Raw genomic sequence first — 16,157 nt, 5'->3', positions numbered from 1 at the left:
TTCTTTTAAATACGCCTGACGAGCTCTATTTCAGGTGTTTATCGTCAAATTAAATAAGCCGCCTAGCATTCATTTGATCAGGTGCTTAGGTAAAGCCTTGCACCAACGCGCTGGTATAAACATAAAAAGGACAATAAAGAATGAAAAAAACCGCCATATCTCTTGCGATCCTGCTATCGCTCACCGGCCTTGCAGGCTGCCAATCTCAATCAAACCAAGCCCCGCCAAGTAAAGTGGTCAGTGGTGAAGTTAACGCGGCTTCTTTTGCTCAGTTTAGTAATGCTTTTATCGACGATTTGTGGCAATTATCGCCTACATGGGCGCTATACAGTGGCAAACATGTTAATGATGGCTATTTAGAAATTCCAGATGAGGCCGGTCGTATAAAGACACTCGCCTTTGTAAAAGCACAGCAGGCCAAACTTAAGCAGTTTGAGCTGAAGTCGTTGACTTCTAATGAGACCATAGATTATCACTTAATTGATAACTTGCTCAGTAGCATGGCTTGGGATATTACCCGTTTTAAATCTTGGCAATGGGATCCCTCCAGCTATAACGTAGCAGGAGGCTTTGCGCAAATCATCAATGAAAACTTTGCACCACTCGATGACAGATTACGCTCTGTATTGGCTAGAATGGAGAATATTCCCGCCTATTACGCTGCAGCAAGAAGTAATATTTCACAGCCGACCCTTGAACATACTGAACTTGCTGTGCTGCAAAACCAAGGCGCGTTTTCGGTTTTCTCTGATGATTTATTAAAGCAAGTTGCAGATTCCGGACTGTCAGATGCTGAAAAAGCCCTGTTCAACACCCGTTTTGATATCGCTAGCAAAGCCATCAATGAGCATATTAGCTGGTTAAATGCACAGGTAAGCCAATTGAAAAAAGAGGGCGCCCGTAGCTTTAGGATCGGTGAAGAATTGTACGAGCAAAAATTTGCCTTTGATATCCAAGCGGGCATGACGGCAAAACAGCTTTATCAAAAGGCCATGGCAGATAAGGACAGAGTCCAAGGCGAAATGGCTAAGATTACTGATAAACTTTGGCCAAAATATTTCACAACGCCAAAACCAAGCGATAATAAAATCGCTATTCGCCAATTAATCGATAAGTTATCTACTAAACACGTTAAACGTGAAGATTTTGTTAGTGAAGTTCGCAAACAAATTCCTGAGTTGATTGAGTTTGTGAATCAAAAAAATATAGTAACGTTAGATCCTAAAAAACCGTTAGTGGTTCGTGAAACGCCAGAGTATATGCGCGGTTATGCGGGCGCTTCGATTAGTGCGCCTGGCCCCTATGACAAATTAGGTAATACCTATTATAACGTTACGCCACTCGATGGTATGAGTGATGAATCCGCCGAGAGCTATTTACGTGAATATAATCATTGGATATTACAGATCTTAAATATTCATGAGGCAATTCCAGGGCATTACACTCAATTGGTATATTCTAATGAATCTCCAAGTCTTGTGAAGAGCTTATTTGGAAACGGTGCGATGGTCGAAGGTTGGGCCGTTTATACTGAACGCATGATGCTAGAAGAAGGCTATGGTAATTTCGAGCCAGAGATGTGGTTAATGTACTACAAATGGAATCTGCGTGTGATTTGTAACACTATCCTAGACTATAGCATTCATGTAAAAGGTATGACGGAAGATCAGGCCATCGCGTTGATGATGGATGAGGCGTTCCAGCAACGTGCTGAAGCGGAAGGTAAATGGCGCCGAGCAACGCTGAGCCAAGTTCAGCTTACCAGCTATTACTCAGGCTATCGTGAAATTTACGATTTCCGTGAAGAATATAAGCAACTTAAGGGTAAGAATTTTGAGCTAAAAGCGTTCCATGAAAAATTCTTAAGCTATGGTAGTGCACCTGTGAAATATATTCGTCAATTAATGCAAGAGAAGTAAAGTTGTATCAATGAAAGGGGACATTAATTGCCCCCTTTATTTAATACGAATTAATTAATAGGTTGTACGGATTAATGTGATGAGATAGATGATGGGCATCTAAATTTTTGCCATACAGAGTGCTCTGTATGGCGTAATTAAAAGTATGCTTTAATGGGGTTAACCCTGTGGTTATTATTTTTTTGCGGGTAACTCTGCCATAACGGCTAATACGTCTTCGTAGGAAATGTTAAATTCTCGAGAAAGGTTAATAATTTTAGTTTTATAGGTTTGAATGTTTTCTTGTTGTGAAAGTTGGTGTTTCTTTTCTTCTACTAATTCGTTGACTGTTTCTTGCAATATCAATAGTCGGCGTAAACTGTAATCAAGGGATTTGATATATTTCCCCATTTGTTGCTTATTACGGGCTTGCTCAAGATCCGTTGAGGCTTTTTTCTCATATCCATATTCATCGAGTGCAGCGATAGCGCTTTGCAAATCTAGATCAGTTGTCATTTGGTGTTCACTTTAATTACGAGAAGTTGAGAAGCTAGAAAATGAATCTTTTACCCGACAAAGGTAAAGGGTGTCATAGGTGCTTAACTATCGCAGATTATAATGTCAATGCCAATGCCGACCAAGTATTAAAGTGCTAAAACTAAGTAAAAAGATGGCTTTCTCATAATACTTGTCGACGTCTACAATAGTGAGTAGTCTAAACTTTTGACTAAGTGGAGCTCCAAATGCTTGATCTATTACCTGATTTGTTTGATCACTATCCATCAAAACTGACCCTGTTGCCGCTAGCATTTCGCGCTTTTGGTGGTAAGCGGTTGTTTTGGGGCGAAGTTGTTACAGTCAAATGTTTTGAAGATAACTCCAAAGTGAAAGAAATATTAGCCCTGCCTGGTCATGGAAAAGTACTTATAGTCGATGGTGGGGGATCATCTCGTCGTGCTCTGCTTGGAGATTTAATCGCACAAAGCGCCATGGATAATGGATGGCAAGGTGTGATTATTAATGGTTATGTTCGTGATGTTGCTAGACTAAGTACCTTTAATTTAGGGGTTTATGCTTTAGGTGCGATGCCAATGAAGACTGAAAAGTTAGGTCAGGGACAAATCAATGTGCCTATTGAGTTTGGCTCCGTGACTGTGAAACCCGGTATGATGGTTTATGTTGACGAGAATGGCATTGCGATCAGTGAGGAGTCTTTAAACTTCGCTTTTCTAAACTAAATTTCAAAAAAATTCAATACGTTATCTATAAGGGTGTTCCCATGACATTCATTAAGTGGCTTTTAGCAATTCTGGTGACCTTCGTTGTTGCTGTCACCTTATATCTCACCGTTTTTTTTGACCCTAATGATTTTAAACCTGAAGTTGTCAACGCCGTTAAAAAACAAACGGGGCGTGAGTTAGTGATAACTGAAGACTTGTCATGGACATTTTTCCCAACGGTAGGGATTAATTTAGGTGGGGTTTCCCTGTCTAATCCTGAGGGATTCACGCCTAAGTCGATGCTTGAAGTCCATAAAGCGGTCGCTGAAGTTGAGCTTATGCCACTCTTTAGTAAGCAAATTGAAATCGCTCAGTTAAGTCTTGATGGTGCAAAAATCAATTTGGTCACACGTAAAAACGGTAGCTCAAGTTTCGATGGGTTAACGGGTAGCGCGGCTGACAAATCATCGACACCATCTGAGTCAAGTCTCTCACAGGCTAAATTGGCCAGTATTGATGTGGGTGGGGTTTCTATTACCAATACGCAAATCAATTTAATTGATGAAGCCAAGGGGCAAACTGAAACTGTTACCTTAAAGCAGTTTACTTTGGGGGCGTTTTCACTCGATAAATTGGCACCAATTGCCTATGAATTGACCGCATCTTTGCCCGATATGACACTGAGCAGTAAAGGTGAAGGTCAAATTAAATTAAGCCGTGATTTTAATCAGTTGGTGATTGAAAAACTAGATATTGTAACGCAAGTAGAAGGTGACGCCATTCCCCATAAAAAATTGACTGCAGAGGTAAGTGTTAATAGTCAAATCGCGTTAGATAAGAAACAGTTATCGGCGGATATTAATAAGTTTGCGCTGGAAGATATCAGTGCAACGGGTAAGCTGGCCGTTCATTATGCTGGTAAAGTGCCACAAATTAATGCGAATCTACAACTGGGCGATATTGATCTTGATGCCTTGTTGCCAAAATCCGATATGGCAGAAAAACAACCCGTGATTGCATCTACTTCATCCCAAGCCATTGAACCCGATTTAACGGCGCTTAATGGTTTGGATGCGAGGTTAACATTGGCGGTTAAATCTATCAAAGTAGCGAATTTGTCTACGCAAAACTGGTTGATAGATTTAGGCATTAAAAACGGTGTGGTCGATCTTAAACAGCTAAGCGCGGATCTTTATCAAGGTAAGTTGATGCTCAATGCTCAGGTAGATGCTCGCTCAAAAGTCGCTAGTTATCAATTTGACAAGCAAATTTCTGCTGTACAAATCCAACCTTTGCTAAAAGATGCTGCTGAGCTTGAAGTGTTGGCGGGGACGGCAAATTTTAGTGTTAAAGGAAAAGGTAAGAGTTTAATTCCTGAACACTTAAAGAAAAATCTCCTCGCCAATGGCCGTTTTGAGATTACCGATGGCGCCCTTTACGGCGTAAATATCCCGCAAATGATCCGTAGTGCTCAGGCTAAATTAAAGGGGGATATGTCAGCTGAAACCCAAGAGGAGCGTAAAACTGACTTCTCAAGTCTGACAGGTAACTTCTCCCTTGAACATGGCGTTGCGGCAAATCCTGATCTCGCCATGTCATCACCTTTGATCAGATTGGCTGGTAAGGGCAGTGCAAATCTATTGACGCAAACCTTGGATTATCGATTAACCACCAGTTTAGTGAATTCCCTTAAAGGGCAGGGGGGCAGTGGCAAAGATGCCCTTGCGGGAATTGACATTCCCCTCGCCATAACCGGCACTTTCCAAAAGCCTGAATATGCCTTGGATACTCAAGCGTTGTTGAACAATCAGTTGAAGGAAGAGACTGATAAGGCGAAGGAAAAATTAAAAGATTCGTTACTCAAAAAGTTGGGCGGCTTTTAGGAATGGCGAACTTACTTGCTCCCACATTTGCCAAGCCAATATCGACACTGTCACGAATGTGGGTGCATGTAAGTTTAGTACTATTGGCTGGGCAGCTACTGGGCTGCTTTGCTATGGAGGCACAACCAAGTAATAACGCTGCCGATATTCGCGCTGACGTAGCGAAACACCCCGAAGTTATTTATTCGGCAAATTTGGCCACTAAACTCAAGGGGATAAAGGAGAAACCAAGCTTGAAGGTTGAAAAAGTCTCAACGAATGATTTGAAGAGTCAATTAAAAGGTGAGCTTACCCTCGAATCGTTTGTGGACTTTAAGCAAGCCGTCAACGCCAAGTTGGTGATCCATAATCCAGCTCCTCATGCGATTTCGCTGCGTTATCACTCGGGGATGACAGCGGATTTAGTGCTTACGACTGAACAAGGTCAGCGTCTTTGGGCTTGGTCTGACGATATGATGTTTACCCAAGCACTGCGGGATACACAATTAGCCTCTGCAGAAAGTCTTGTTGTAGCGTTTGCTATTCCGTCAAAAGCTTTAGCGGGTATTCCAATCGAGGGCGCGTACTTAGAGGCGCATTTTTCTGGAATAGAATTACAAAGCGGATTGCCTGCGATGGCGCCAATCGTACTTTTGTTAAAACTCGAATAACTGACGGCGCTAAAACGTGAGTGGCTAAATGAGTCTACAATAGCTGTGTCATTCATGAGTCTGTTTAGTGATATAGTGGCGCGTGACAATAAATAGCTTAGTCTATGATAATAAAACTATATAAAACAGTTGGTTGTAATTTTCTGTGTTAAGTTGACTTGCAATAGGCTTGTAACTGATGCGTTAATTCATTTCGGTATCAGTGCAGATTTGAGGTTACCTAAAGATAAAACAAAAGCTGAGTTATCAAAAAGGCAGCAACCTTTAGTTGCTGCCTTTTTGTTACTACGGTTATCACTAACGAGATAATAAGATCTATTTATCGCTGTTTGAGCTTCAGCTAATCAAACTTAAGCATTTAGGTTGCTTTCATCCACAACCAACTTTAACACTTGGCCGGGTAGAATGTATTGTGAAGGCGTTAAGCTATTCCATTCTAGGAGTTCAGCTACAGTTACCTTAAATTTGCTAGCAATTTGAGCGAGTGAATCACCAGACTTCACTTTGTAGCTAACGGTACGGATATGCTCGCTATCGAGTTTTTCCTGTGGTGCAACAATGGTCAGTTTTTGACCCGCTTGCAATTTGCTGTCTTTGCTTAAATGGTTCCAAGCAGTTAACTGTTTGACGCTCACATTATGAGCTTGGGCTATTTGCCACAGAGAATCACCGGATTTCACTTGATAGGTCAGCTTATTACCCGAGGTTGCACTTGCAGCTTTTTTAGGTAATTTTTGACTGGTTGACAGAGCATAGAGCTGCTTATCGTCTGCGGAGACTGGGATAATGAGGTGTCTTCCAGCAACGATGTTGTTGTTTTTCATACCATTAGCAGCGCGGATCGCATTCACTGTTGTATGATGTTTTTGGGCAATTGAACCGATACTGTCACCGGATTTTATGGTGTATCTAAGCCAGCTTACTCGAGCTTCGCTTTCGGTTTCTGCAAGTGCCTTTTTAAACTCTTCTGATTTATCAATGGGTAAAACTAATGTGTGCGGTCCCAATGGTGAGGTTGCCCAACGGTTATAACCAGGGTTGAGCTTTGCTAGCTCAGTGGTGGTCATATTGGCGAGACCTGCTGCCATAGCTAAGTCAATTTGACTATCAATATCAACAACTTCGATAGAAGGGCTGTTATTGATCGGTGCCAAAGTGATACCATATTCATCGGCATGTTTGATCACTTCAGCTAGGGCTAATAACTGTGGCACATAGCGTTTCGTTTCTTTAGGGAGATCGAGTGACCAGAAATCAGTTTTAAGGCCTTTATTTTCATTGCGTTTAATCGCATTGAGTACCTTTGACTCACCCGTGTTATAAGCTGCAATCGCATAAAGCCAATTATTATTGGTTTTATTGTACAAATATTCGAGCATATCCAAGGCGGCAGTGGTAGATGCGGGTACATCGCGACGACCGTCGTACCACCAGTTCATTTCTAAACCAAAATGACTCGCCATGGGCGTGGTAAATTGCCAAAGACCAGACGCTGCACTGGCTGATGAGGCGCTCGGATCGAAGGCACTTTCAATAATCGGTAGCAGAGCTATCTCGATCGGTAAATGCCGTTTCTCAAGCTCTTCGACGATCAAATACATGTAAGGCGCCGCACGCTCAGAAATCACTTCGAGGTGTTTAGGGTTGTTAATGTACCAATCGCGATAATAGTTAACGAGTTTTTTGTCAGGAACAGGTAGCTGCATTCCTTGACGAATTCGCTCCCACACATCAGTCACTTGCGCCGATTCAGGTTCGGTTGCGAGATAATATTGTGGGACGGTATTTTCGGTCGTGACGGTTTGTGCTTCAGGTTTGGTCACCTGATGGTTGTCTAACGTCTGGCAACCCGTGAGTAGGGCAAATCCCCCTACTACAACATAAAGTGATACTCTCATGGAAAACGATAGTCCTCTGTTAGTGCATTGCCAAAGCACTTTCGTATAATCTAAATTAGCTAATAAATTGATTATTATGTAAATAGTGGCAACACAGAGCGCAAAGTATTCACGCAAAAACGAGCCATTCTATGGGATCTTTTCGATCTTGTCCCTAAAATATCGTACATCAAGTAGGGGGAATTTTGATTTACGTGATCAACACTGGGAAAAACTGTATAAATTTCAGCCACGAATTGATCGTTTTTTTCTAAAAAATATCTTTCCACTGCCTAAGTAGGGTAAAACAAGTGAGTTCATCTACGTTACTCAGATCTTGATCACAAAACTGCTGTTTTATACTGTCCACTATGGTTGGCGTCACCGCCCGAAGGAAGGGATTAATTGATCGCTCTAATCCTATTGTGGAGGGAATGGTGGCTTTTCCTTGGGCACGAAGGGCTGTTGCTTGTTCATTATAAGCCTTGAGTTTGGCATTGCTTGGGTCGGCCGCTTGGGCAAATTTGAGATTCGCGAGAGTATATTCATGTGCACAGTACACTCTAGTCTCGGCAGGCAGAGCCGCGAGCAAACGTAACGAGTGCCACATTTGTGCAGGTGTTCCCTCAAATAACCGGCCGCATCCTCCACTAAAAAGTGTATCACCACAAAATAGTGCACCATCAACCAGATACGCAATATGCCCCGCCGTATGGCCTGGCACAGACAGTACCTGCACTGGGCTATCGAGCAAGGCTAGGCTGAGTGTTTGTGTGATTTGTGGCTCAATGGCAATATTAACACCTTGAATAGCTTCACTTTGCGGACCATAAACCGCTAAGGTGTCGCCTGTTGTTTGTTCAACATAAGCCACAAGTGCGGCAATACCGCCAGTGTGATCTCTATGGTGGTGGGTGATCAAAATTCCTGCAAGCGTCAATTGATGTGCGTTTAAATAATCGAGTACAACGTTAGCATCACCGGGATCAACCACATAGACGGCTTGCTGAGTGTCTTGTTGCAACACCCAGATATAATTGTCATTAAAGGCATTAATCGCTGTTATAGTGAGCATAGTACCGCCAATCGCTGTATTTTGATTTAAAGATAAGGTTATTATCCACAGGTGGATACCCGTTGGCGACTATTGTGATTTTTAAGACACCTAATGACGAATGCTCAATGAAGATTTTAACTCGGTAAAAGTAATAAGATAACGGGACGGGAGGAGACTTGTGTCGTATAACAGGACTGTGCGCAAACCTGAGCAATGGGAAGATTTGCCCAATGGCTGTGCACTCCAGCAAGCTGTTGCCGATAAACTCGCCGATTGGTGGCCAAGGGTTTTTGGTTATCATTTGTTGAAGCTCGGCCCCCTAAGTGCTGAGATTTCAAGTATGGCGTCACCTGTTGCCCATCATTTTTCTCTATGTTCAGCTCCTAATGCTTCGTTTATGGGGGATTTCTGCCATTTGCCCTTACAAAATGGGGTGATTGATGCTGTGGTGATGAGCCTATTGTTGGAATTTGAGGCCGATCCTTACCGGATACTGCGTGAAATTGACCGGGTGTTGATTGCGGGAGGTTACCTGTTTGTTGTTGGCTTTAATCCCTTGAGCCCCGTGTTCCTTGGGAAATTATGGCCAAAATATCAAGATGATTTGCCCTGGTGTGGGCGTTTTTTTATGCCATCTCGGGTGCGAGATTGGTTAGGGCTACTCGGGTATCAAGTGGTGAGTGATGAACGTTTGATTTACCACCCACTGATAGGCGAATTGAGTTGTGGCCGTTTTTTGCAGCACACCTTAGCCTCATGGCTCCCCAGTGCGGGTAGTTTGTATTTGATTGTGGCACGTAAATTAGAGTCCCCATTAACACCAATCCGCGACAAACGTAAGGTTCGACAACCTAATTGGGCCACAGCGCCAAGTGCTGGACGCTCGGGGCATTTATCTGAACCTACAAAATAACATTACCCATTAATGAGTCCGTTATGCGAATTACCTTAAGGCAACTTGCTGTTTTTGAAGCCGTCGCACGCAGTGGTCAAGTGGCTAAAGCTGCAGAGCAAGTCAATCTATCCCCCCCTGCAACATCAATGGCATTGGCAGAATTAGAAAAGCAGCTCAACGCCCGCCTTTTTGAAAGAATTGGCAATCGTTTGCAGCTTAATTCGCAGGGAAACCTGTTGTTGCCGCTGGCTACGGATCTGTTACATCGCGTCGAACAAATTGAGCAAGCCTTTACCCCCCAAGGCGGTGACTTAGTCGGGCAGTTAAGTGTGAGCGCAAGTTCGACGATTGGTAACTATTTATTGGCAAAGGCCGCGGTGGCATTTTGCCAGCAACATACCCAAACCCATATAGAAGTTGCAATCACCAACACCCAAGATGTTATCCAATCGGTTGCACAATTTCGCGCCGAAATGGGATTTATTGAAGGACATTGTACAGATAACCGTCTTCATATTGAGCCATGGCACAAGGACAAATTATTGGTGTTTTGCCACCCCGCCCATCCATTGGCAGGGCAAACGGTTAAGCCTTTTGCCGTAAAAGGCCAATCTTGGGTGCTGCGGGAAGAAGGGTCGGGTACGCGGGAATATTTTGTCAATGCGGCCAATGAACTTGATATGCAACCCGAGGCTAAGTTCTGTTTTACCACGCCAGATGCAATCAAACTAGCGGTAAAACAAGGTGCTGGTTTGGGGGTGTTATCAGAACTCGCGCTGGATAAAGAGATTAGTCGTAAAGAGTTGGCTCTAGTCACCATCGAAGGGTTAGTGCTAGAGCGACAGTTTTACCGCATCACTCACAAAAGTCGCCAAGCGACCTCATTAGGGCTGGCCTTTGTGCAGTTTTGCAGTAATTTTTTCCATTTATCGCGGGAAGGATGAATGACTCTCAGGCCTGAGTTGAGTGTTAAGACTCCGCCTGATAGCCAGTATCAATTTGCGTTGGATTTGCTTCTGCGGCCGCGCGAGCGAGTTGATCACAGCGTTCGTTTTCAGCGTGTCCGGCATGGCCTTTAACCCAGCGCCAATCAATTTGGTGGAGCTGGGCGGCTTTGTCTAAGCGTTTCCAAAGATCGACATTTTTCACTGGTGTACGATTAGAGGTCATCCAGCCTTTTTTCTTCCAGCCGTGGATCCAAGTCATGATCCCTTGGCGCATGTATTGGCTATCGCTGGTGAGGATGATTTTACAAGGTTCTTTTAGGGCCTCAAGTGCAACGATTGGGGCTAATAACTCCATACGATTATTGGTCGTCAGGGCAAAACCATCGGACATCTCCTTTGTATGGCCCTTATAATTCATTACAATGCCATAACCACCGGGGCCAGGATTGCCTAAGCAAGAGCCATCGGTGAAGATGTGGATTAGTTTTAGTTCAGTCATCAAATGGTTACCAAAGGCGTAAATATCGGCCGAGTATAACCAAAAAATGTCATAAGAAGCGCATAAAAGTATGAATATTATCTCAAACGCAAGCCGTCAGGTTATTTTAGATACTGAAACCACGGGTATGAACCAAGGCAGTGGTGCGGTGTATTTAGGGCACAGAATTATTGAGATAGGTTGTGTTGAGGTCATCAACCGCCGTTTAACGGGCCGTTATTATCATCAGTATATCAATCCTGGCCAAGCGATTGATCCAGAAGCGATCGCGGTTCATGGGATCACCGATGAACGCGTCGCGAATGAGCCAAGATTCCATCAAATAGCCCAAGAGTTTATCGATTTTATCAGCGGCGCCGAAATTGTAGCCCATAACGCAAACTTCGACGTGAGCTTTATGGACCATGAGTTTTCCTTACTGCAACCTTCAGGGCCAAAGACGCGCGACATTTGTGAGATTTTAGACTCCCTTGATATTGCTAAATTTTTGCACCCCGGACAAAAGAACAACTTAGACGCACTCTGTAAACGTTATGGCATCGACAACTCTCGCCGCCATTACCATGGCGCATTACTCGACGCTGAAATTCTTGCCGATGTCTATTTATCGATGACGGGTGGGCAGACTAAGTTTAATCTCTCTAACGAAGAAGTCGGTCAAGAGGGGGGAGGCATTCAACGCTTTGATCCCACATCACTTAATCTTAAAGTGATCCGCGCATCGGCCGATGAACTCGTTATGCATGAAGAGCGTCTTGATTTAGTCGCAAAATCTGGGAAATGCCTCTGGAGAGGATAATTTATAGTCTATGACGATGTCGCTGCGAAAATCCCTACTGAATACCACATTAGTGCTCAGCAGCCTTTGGCTGAGCATGCCACTGACTGCGGCCGATACTGAACCTGCAGTAGTTAAGCCCGCAGAGCCGCCCACCAATCTAGCGACTAAGGCTAAAGAGGTGCCACCGAGTGACGGGAAACCAAGTGCGGCCCAACCCATTGCTGCTGATAACCAAGGTGACGCGAAACCGAGCGTAGATGCTCAGGTAAAATCTCCCAAACCTTCGGCGGGTAAAGTGGTGCCCGTTGATACTGCCTCTGAACTTAAGAATCGTTTTCGAGTGGATCATATGGTCAGCAGCATGACGCTACTGATCCAACGGGAATACGGTTCAGCGCCTGTGGTCATCGTCTTGCCCGATGGCAGTAAGTGGTACGCCAATCGCCATCCTGAAACCGTCAAATGGGTCGATGGTATGACCGGGGATATTATTTATATTGAGTCACCTCAGCCTGGGCCTTGGCAATTGGTGGGTAAAGTGGTTCCGGGCTCGAAAATAAAACGCATCTCCAAGCTTGAGATTGAAGTTCAGCACCTACCACAACCGTTATTTCAAGGCGAAGAAATTAAAGTAGTCGCCCAACTAATGGGGGATGCAGAGCGGGTTCGTATGCCCGGAATGGACTATTTAGTTGAGTGGACTACACATTTTGTGAGTAAGCATCGTGCGGGTGATGAAAACTTTGCCGCAGGTGACATTATCGTTGGATCCTACAAAGATAATGGCGAAAAGTTTGATGAAAGACCCGATGATGGCATGTTTACCAGCGATATCAATCTTAAGCAGCCATGGGGAGAGTATGACTTTGTGGTGCACGCACGTAATAACGTGTTTGAAAGACAAGTTTCATTTCCTTTTACTTTATCCCCACGGCCAGTGAATGCAGAGGTGATAACCCCTGAAGACCCTTTAACGGGTCAATGGAAAATCATGCTTCATGCAGATAGTAGTGTATTACAACTGGCTGAAACCCATTTTTCATTCGAGTTAGTTGGGCCGGCAGGTTTGCAACTGCCTCTTGTTCTTCATGGGATTAGCCAAAGTGATGTTGAATTGGATTTGCCGCCTGTGACTGAATTTGGTAGTTACCGCATTAAGGGGTCTGTCGCAACAACGACAGTATCGGGACGTGAAATTGTGCTCGATTTGCCTGAGCTCTTCTTTAACTTAGTGCAACCACCCGAGCCGCCACCAAGCGAGGAAGAATTAGCGGCAGTAGCGGCGCAAAAGGCTGCAGAAGAAGAGGCGCTCGCAAAACAGGATGCGATTTTCTGGATCATTACCGTCAACGCCGTGTTGCTACTGTTAGGGCTCGTGGGACTGATTGTTTGGCGTAAACGTCAAAGTTTGGCTCAAGCTTTAGCCGCCGCAGAGCAGCGCATAATGGATGAAGCTGAAAAGAATAAAGCAGAGGCACCATCACTCGATGAAATTGATCTAACCATGCCTGATGAGTCCGATAATCGTAGATAACTAAAGTGGCAACGTTGAGATGAAACTTGCTGATATTTCGTTCATTTATCATAGGGTTTAGTGCATTTTGGCTAAATTTTAACTAAACGATGCAATAGAGTGAAAAAAACGGTTGACGCTTCGAACACTCAACCGTATTATTCACCGCAACTTGAGTGGAGCGGTAGTTCAGTTGGTTAGAATACCGGCCTGTCACGCCGGGGGTCGCGGGTTCGAGTCCCGTCCGCTCCGCCAGTCAAGTTGTTGAAAGTTAAAATTATAGTGCTGTAACAGCGGTATAATAAAAAGTTTGGAGCGGTAGTTCAGTTGGTTAGAATACCGGCCTGTCACGCCGGGGGTCGCGGGTTCGAGTCCCGTCCGCTCCGCCAACATTCATTAAGCCCATGCTATTAATAGCATGGGCTTTTTGATTTTTACGCTTTCTACTTACTCATACCGCTTCGCATATAGCGAGGGCATCGTTGGCATCTTCTTTTGGTTTGCAACTAATGGCTAAACATGTTGGGCAGGGATCTGTTGCACTTGATAACCAAGTGCTTGAAATAGTCTTCCCCAGTAATACGCCGTCACACAGGCTTACATAGCAATAGGCTACCTTCAGGGAGTTGTCTAATTTTATCGAGCAGCTTGTTTCTGCTAACCTTTTTCTTACTCATGATTGAGTTATCCATAAGACAAACTTGAAAAACATTTTTGGCTAAATCGATACCAATAACTTTAATATCCATGATGGAAACCCCTAGAACTATTTGTCAGCTGCGAGCTTGGCATAATACTGCAAGCTTAGGTGCTGAGCCGTCCATCACATCACTACACATCACTCAAGGTCTTTAGTCGCAGATGAGTAAGCTTAGAGCTAGCTTACGATTTATCGTGACTAAATCGCGCTATACCTTTGGTTTTATTTTTCTCTTTAAGCGTCATATAAAAATACTGGTGAACATTGAGATTGGCTGCTAATACTTTATAGGTAATGTATAGGACAAATGTGACACGGTCATGGACTGAGTCAGTCAGTTTGACGTGGTAACCCTATGAGGTGCTTATGAAAGGAATTATTTTTAATGTGCTGGAAGATATGGTCGTAGCCCAGTGCGGAATGTCAGTTTGGAACGATCTATTGGAAAAACATGCTCCTAAGGATCGCGTGTATGTGTCTGCCAAAAGTTATGCTGAGTCCGAGTTATTTAGCATTGTTCAGGACGTGGCTCAGCGGCTTAATATGCCAATACAGAATGTAGTTAAAGCATTTGGGCAGTTTCTTTTTAATGGCTTGGCCTCCCGTCATACCGATGTTGTAGACAAGTTTGACGATTTTACCTCCTTAGTCATGGGGATCCATGATGTGATCCATTTAGAGGTGAATAAGCTATACCATGAGCCTTCGTTGCCGCACATTAATGGACAGTTATTACCGAACAATCAAATTGCGTTAAGGTATTCATCCCCCCGTCGGTTATGTTTTTGCGCAGAGGGACTGTTATTTGGTGCAGCGCAGCATTTTCAGCAAAAGATCCAGATTAGCCATGACACTTGCATGCATAGTGGTGCCGATCATTGTATGTTAATCATCGAGTTACAAAATGACTGACAGCGAAAATCCCTATTATGTAGCCTATCTGCGGGAAAAAAAGGCCAGACAGGAAGTGGAGCAGCTACTTGAGGGCAGTACCCGCCAACTCTATGAGAAAAATGTGTTGTTGCAACAACAAATCGATCTGATTAAGCAGCAACAGCAATCAATGATCCAGCAGGAAAAATTGGCTTCTCTTGGTACAGTTGCCGCTGGCGTTGCCCATGAAATTAATAATCCGCTTGCCTATATTCTCTCCAATGTCAGGAGCTTAATCAGCTATGCTCAGGACTTATTGGCAAGCATGGACGAAGGCGATAAGCAACAGATTGATCAGGCTAAGTTGCAGTTTATCAAGGAGGATCTGCCTGAACTGGCAAGTGATACTTGCCAAGGTTTAATGCGTATTAAGGATATCGTTAACCATTTACTCTTTTTTGCACGAACGGATTCGACAGGTAAATCCGTTATTCAATTAGTCGATGCTTTAGAATTTACCCTTAAATTGTTGCGACCGATGCTTAACAATGTATTGATAAAAAAAGAGATTTCGCATGTTCCTATGATTTTGTTTAATGTAGGCGAACTCAATCAGGTGTTAATGAATATTATCGTTAATGCTTATCAGGCTTGCGATGTGGTCAGTGATAGACCCTCTGAAATATGGCTTAAGCTCACTCAATCTGATACAAACATTTGCTTAACGGTTGTCGATAATGGATGCGGTATGGATGAGTATACCTTGGGGAGAATGTTTGATGCTTTCTACACCACTAAGCCTGTTGGGACTGGGACGGGAGTCGGCATGTCGATTGTGTTACAAATTCTTCGCCAGCACGATTGCACGATTGAAGTGAAATCCGAGCCAGATAAGGGGACTGAGGTGATGATTCTTTTTCCAATAGATCCTCAAGCTGTTTATATGACTTCTAGCTCGATAACCTAGATAGGGTAGTTCAAATCAAAATTGATCCTTAGCCCTAATTGATAGGCGTGATCCTGCATAAGATGAGTCATCAACTCGATATCCTGCAACTGTGGTAGCGTAATTGGGCGGGCTTCCCATCTTGGGGCGTGGCCAGCATCATTCAAATGAGCAAGATACACGCGCAGTTGGCTTTGATGCAGGGTAAAAAAACGCATATTACAGCGTTCAGCAATTGATAAATAAGGTTCAAAATCAAGCTCGTACACTTGCATTGCCTCAAATTCAGACCAACGAATATAGCGTGTGCTTTCATAGTATTGAGCGGGTAACTGCGCCTCAGGCTTGATGCTATCAAATAAATTGATGACATCTTGCATCTGTTGCAGTTTTATCATTGTTTGTTCCATCAACTCCT

At 43.8% G+C, this 16,157-nt stretch carries 15 protein-coding genes, 2 tRNA genes and 1 pseudogene; 12 read left to right on the top strand and 6 right to left on the bottom strand.

All coding sequences use genetic code 11. The features are described from left to right. Positions 1-140 precede the first annotated feature (140 nt). The gene (locus tag H9J30_RS06280) at positions 141-1,919 is read left to right on the top strand and encodes a DUF885 domain-containing protein (RefSeq protein ID WP_240130243.1); all 1,779 of its coding nucleotides are present in this window, start codon (positions 141-143) and stop codon (positions 1,917-1,919) included. Between the two features lie 174 nt (positions 1,920-2,093). Here the strand turns inward: H9J30_RS06280 and H9J30_RS06275 are convergent, their stop codons facing one another. Further along, positions 2,094-2,414, bottom strand: coding sequence for a hypothetical protein (locus H9J30_RS06275; protein WP_011072521.1), 321 nt, complete (start codon positions 2,412-2,414; stop codon positions 2,094-2,096). 227 nt (positions 2,415-2,641) lie between these two features. Between H9J30_RS06275 and H9J30_RS06270 the strand changes: the two genes are divergently transcribed. From H9J30_RS06270 to H9J30_RS06260, 3 genes are read left to right on the top strand one after another with little or no spacing between them, the layout of a single operon-like run. Then, positions 2,642-3,136 carry a putative 4-hydroxy-4-methyl-2-oxoglutarate aldolase gene (locus tag H9J30_RS06270; RefSeq protein ID WP_240130242.1) on the top strand — a complete coding sequence of 165 codons (495 nt, stop codon included), beginning with the start codon at positions 2,642-2,644 and terminating at the stop codon, positions 3,134-3,136. A 41-nt stretch (positions 3,137-3,177) separates the two neighbouring features. Continuing rightward, positions 3,178-5,001, top strand: a complete 1,824-nt coding sequence (locus H9J30_RS06265; RefSeq protein WP_240130241.1) for an AsmA family protein — start codon at positions 3,178-3,180, stop codon at positions 4,999-5,001. Between the two features lie 2 nt (positions 5,002-5,003). After that, on the top strand, positions 5,004-5,651 hold the full coding sequence (locus H9J30_RS06260) for a BsuPI-related putative proteinase inhibitor (protein WP_240130240.1): 648 nt from the start codon (positions 5,004-5,006) through the stop codon (positions 5,649-5,651). 350 nt (positions 5,652-6,001) lie between these two features. Here H9J30_RS06260 and H9J30_RS06255 read toward each other — a convergent pair whose 3' ends face one another. Next, the gene (locus tag H9J30_RS06255; protein ID WP_240130239.1) at positions 6,002-7,549 is read right to left on the bottom strand and encodes a LysM peptidoglycan-binding domain-containing protein; all 1,548 of its coding nucleotides are present in this window, start codon (positions 7,547-7,549) and stop codon (positions 6,002-6,004) included. A gap of 250 nt (positions 7,550-7,799) precedes the next feature. Next, on the bottom strand, positions 7,800-8,603 hold the full coding sequence (gloB, locus tag H9J30_RS06250; RefSeq protein ID WP_240130238.1) for a hydroxyacylglutathione hydrolase: 804 nt from the start codon (positions 8,601-8,603) through the stop codon (positions 7,800-7,802). Positions 8,604-8,763: 160 nt separating this feature from the next. Here gloB and H9J30_RS06245 point away from each other — a divergent pair, with 160 nt between their 5' ends. Both H9J30_RS06245 and H9J30_RS06240 read left to right on the top strand, forming a co-directional pair. Next, positions 8,764-9,498: a class I SAM-dependent methyltransferase gene (locus H9J30_RS06245; protein ID WP_240130237.1), complete on the top strand. Its 735-nt coding sequence runs from the start codon at positions 8,764-8,766 to the stop codon at positions 9,496-9,498. 23 nt (positions 9,499-9,521) lie between these two features. Beyond that, a complete protein-coding gene (locus H9J30_RS06240; RefSeq protein WP_240130236.1) occupies positions 9,522-10,424 on the top strand; it encodes a LysR substrate-binding domain-containing protein in 903 nt (300 codons plus the stop codon). A gap of 25 nt (positions 10,425-10,449) precedes the next feature. Here the strand turns inward: H9J30_RS06240 and rnhA are convergent, their stop codons facing one another. Next, positions 10,450-10,926 (bottom strand): ribonuclease HI, encoded by a 477-nt coding sequence (gene rnhA / locus H9J30_RS06235; RefSeq protein WP_240130235.1) that lies wholly within the window; start codon positions 10,924-10,926, stop codon positions 10,450-10,452. A gap of 70 nt (positions 10,927-10,996) precedes the next feature. Here rnhA and dnaQ point away from each other — a divergent pair, with 70 nt between their 5' ends. From dnaQ to H9J30_RS06215, 4 genes are all read left to right on the top strand, one after another. Next, positions 10,997-11,725, top strand: coding sequence for a DNA polymerase III subunit epsilon (gene dnaQ / locus H9J30_RS06230; RefSeq protein WP_240130234.1), 729 nt, complete (start codon positions 10,997-10,999; stop codon positions 11,723-11,725). A gap of 10 nt (positions 11,726-11,735) precedes the next feature. Further along, positions 11,736-13,241: a TIGR03503 family protein gene (locus H9J30_RS06225; RefSeq protein WP_240130233.1), complete on the top strand. Its 1,506-nt coding sequence runs from the start codon at positions 11,736-11,738 to the stop codon at positions 13,239-13,241. Between the two features lie 157 nt (positions 13,242-13,398). Next, positions 13,399-13,475, top strand: a tRNA-Asp gene (locus tag H9J30_RS06220). Between the two features lie 57 nt (positions 13,476-13,532). Further along, positions 13,533-13,609: transfer RNA gene (locus H9J30_RS06215), tRNA-Asp, on the top strand. Between the two features lie 127 nt (positions 13,610-13,736). Here H9J30_RS06215 and H9J30_RS06210 read toward each other — a convergent pair. After that, positions 13,737-13,969, bottom strand: a pseudogene (locus H9J30_RS06210) (IS110 family transposase); the annotation flags it as partial. Positions 13,970-14,286: 317 nt separating this feature from the next. Here H9J30_RS06210 and H9J30_RS06205 point away from each other — a divergent pair. Continuing rightward, complete coding sequence (locus H9J30_RS06205; protein WP_240130232.1) at positions 14,287-14,832, top strand: heme NO-binding domain-containing protein; 546 nt, start codon at positions 14,287-14,289, stop codon at positions 14,830-14,832. Continuing rightward, a complete protein-coding gene (locus H9J30_RS06200) occupies positions 14,825-15,760 on the top strand; it encodes a sensor histidine kinase (protein WP_240130231.1) in 936 nt (311 codons plus the stop codon). The genes H9J30_RS06205 and H9J30_RS06200 overlap by 8 nt, the downstream gene beginning before the upstream one ends. Here H9J30_RS06200 and H9J30_RS06195 read toward each other — a convergent pair. Next, positions 15,757-16,149, bottom strand: a complete 393-nt coding sequence (locus H9J30_RS06195; RefSeq protein ID WP_240130230.1) for a hypothetical protein — start codon at positions 16,147-16,149, stop codon at positions 15,757-15,759. The two genes, H9J30_RS06200 and H9J30_RS06195, sit on opposite strands and share 4 nt — an antisense overlap. Positions 16,150-16,157: the final 8 nt, after the last annotated feature.

The organism is Shewanella cutis (assembly GCF_022410515.1).
Classification (GTDB): domain Bacteria; phylum Pseudomonadota; class Gammaproteobacteria; order Enterobacterales; family Shewanellaceae; genus Shewanella; species Shewanella cutis.
This window is presented reverse-complemented; position numbering and strand designations above follow the sequence as displayed.

Excerpts from the sequence above, each read along its gene's own strand:
- H9J30_RS06240 (WP_240130236.1), top strand. The coding sequence starts at position 9,522 with ATGCGAATTACCTTAAGGCAACTTGCTGTTTTTGAAGCCGTCGCACGC.
- dnaQ (WP_240130234.1), top strand. The coding sequence starts at position 10,997 with ATGAATATTATCTCAAACGCAAGCCGTCAGGTTATTTTAGATACTGAA.
- H9J30_RS06195 (WP_240130230.1), bottom strand. The coding sequence starts at position 16,149 with ATGGAACAAACAATGATAAAACTGCAACAGATGCAAGATGTCATCAAT.
- H9J30_RS06225 (WP_240130233.1), top strand. The coding sequence starts at position 11,736 with ATGACGATGTCGCTGCGAAAATCCCTACTGAATACCACATTAGTGCTC.
- H9J30_RS06260 (WP_240130240.1), top strand. The coding sequence starts at position 5,004 with ATGGCGAACTTACTTGCTCCCACATTTGCCAAGCCAATATCGACACTG.
- H9J30_RS06275 (WP_011072521.1), bottom strand. The coding sequence starts at position 2,414 with ATGACAACTGATCTAGATTTGCAAAGCGCTATCGCTGCACTCGATGAA.
- H9J30_RS06255 (WP_240130239.1), bottom strand. The coding sequence starts at position 7,549 with ATGAGAGTATCACTTTATGTTGTAGTAGGGGGATTTGCCCTACTCACG.
- H9J30_RS06280 (WP_240130243.1), top strand. The coding sequence starts at position 141 with ATGAAAAAAACCGCCATATCTCTTGCGATCCTGCTATCGCTCACCGGC.
- gloB (WP_240130238.1), bottom strand. The coding sequence starts at position 8,603 with ATGCTCACTATAACAGCGATTAATGCCTTTAATGACAATTATATCTGG.
- H9J30_RS06265 (WP_240130241.1), top strand. The coding sequence starts at position 3,178 with ATGACATTCATTAAGTGGCTTTTAGCAATTCTGGTGACCTTCGTTGTT.
- H9J30_RS06205 (WP_240130232.1), top strand. The coding sequence starts at position 14,287 with ATGAAAGGAATTATTTTTAATGTGCTGGAAGATATGGTCGTAGCCCAG.
- rnhA (WP_240130235.1), bottom strand. The coding sequence starts at position 10,926 with ATGACTGAACTAAAACTAATCCACATCTTCACCGATGGCTCTTGCTTA.
- H9J30_RS06200 (WP_240130231.1), top strand. The coding sequence starts at position 14,825 with ATGACTGACAGCGAAAATCCCTATTATGTAGCCTATCTGCGGGAAAAA.
- H9J30_RS06270 (WP_240130242.1), top strand. The coding sequence starts at position 2,642 with ATGCTTGATCTATTACCTGATTTGTTTGATCACTATCCATCAAAACTG.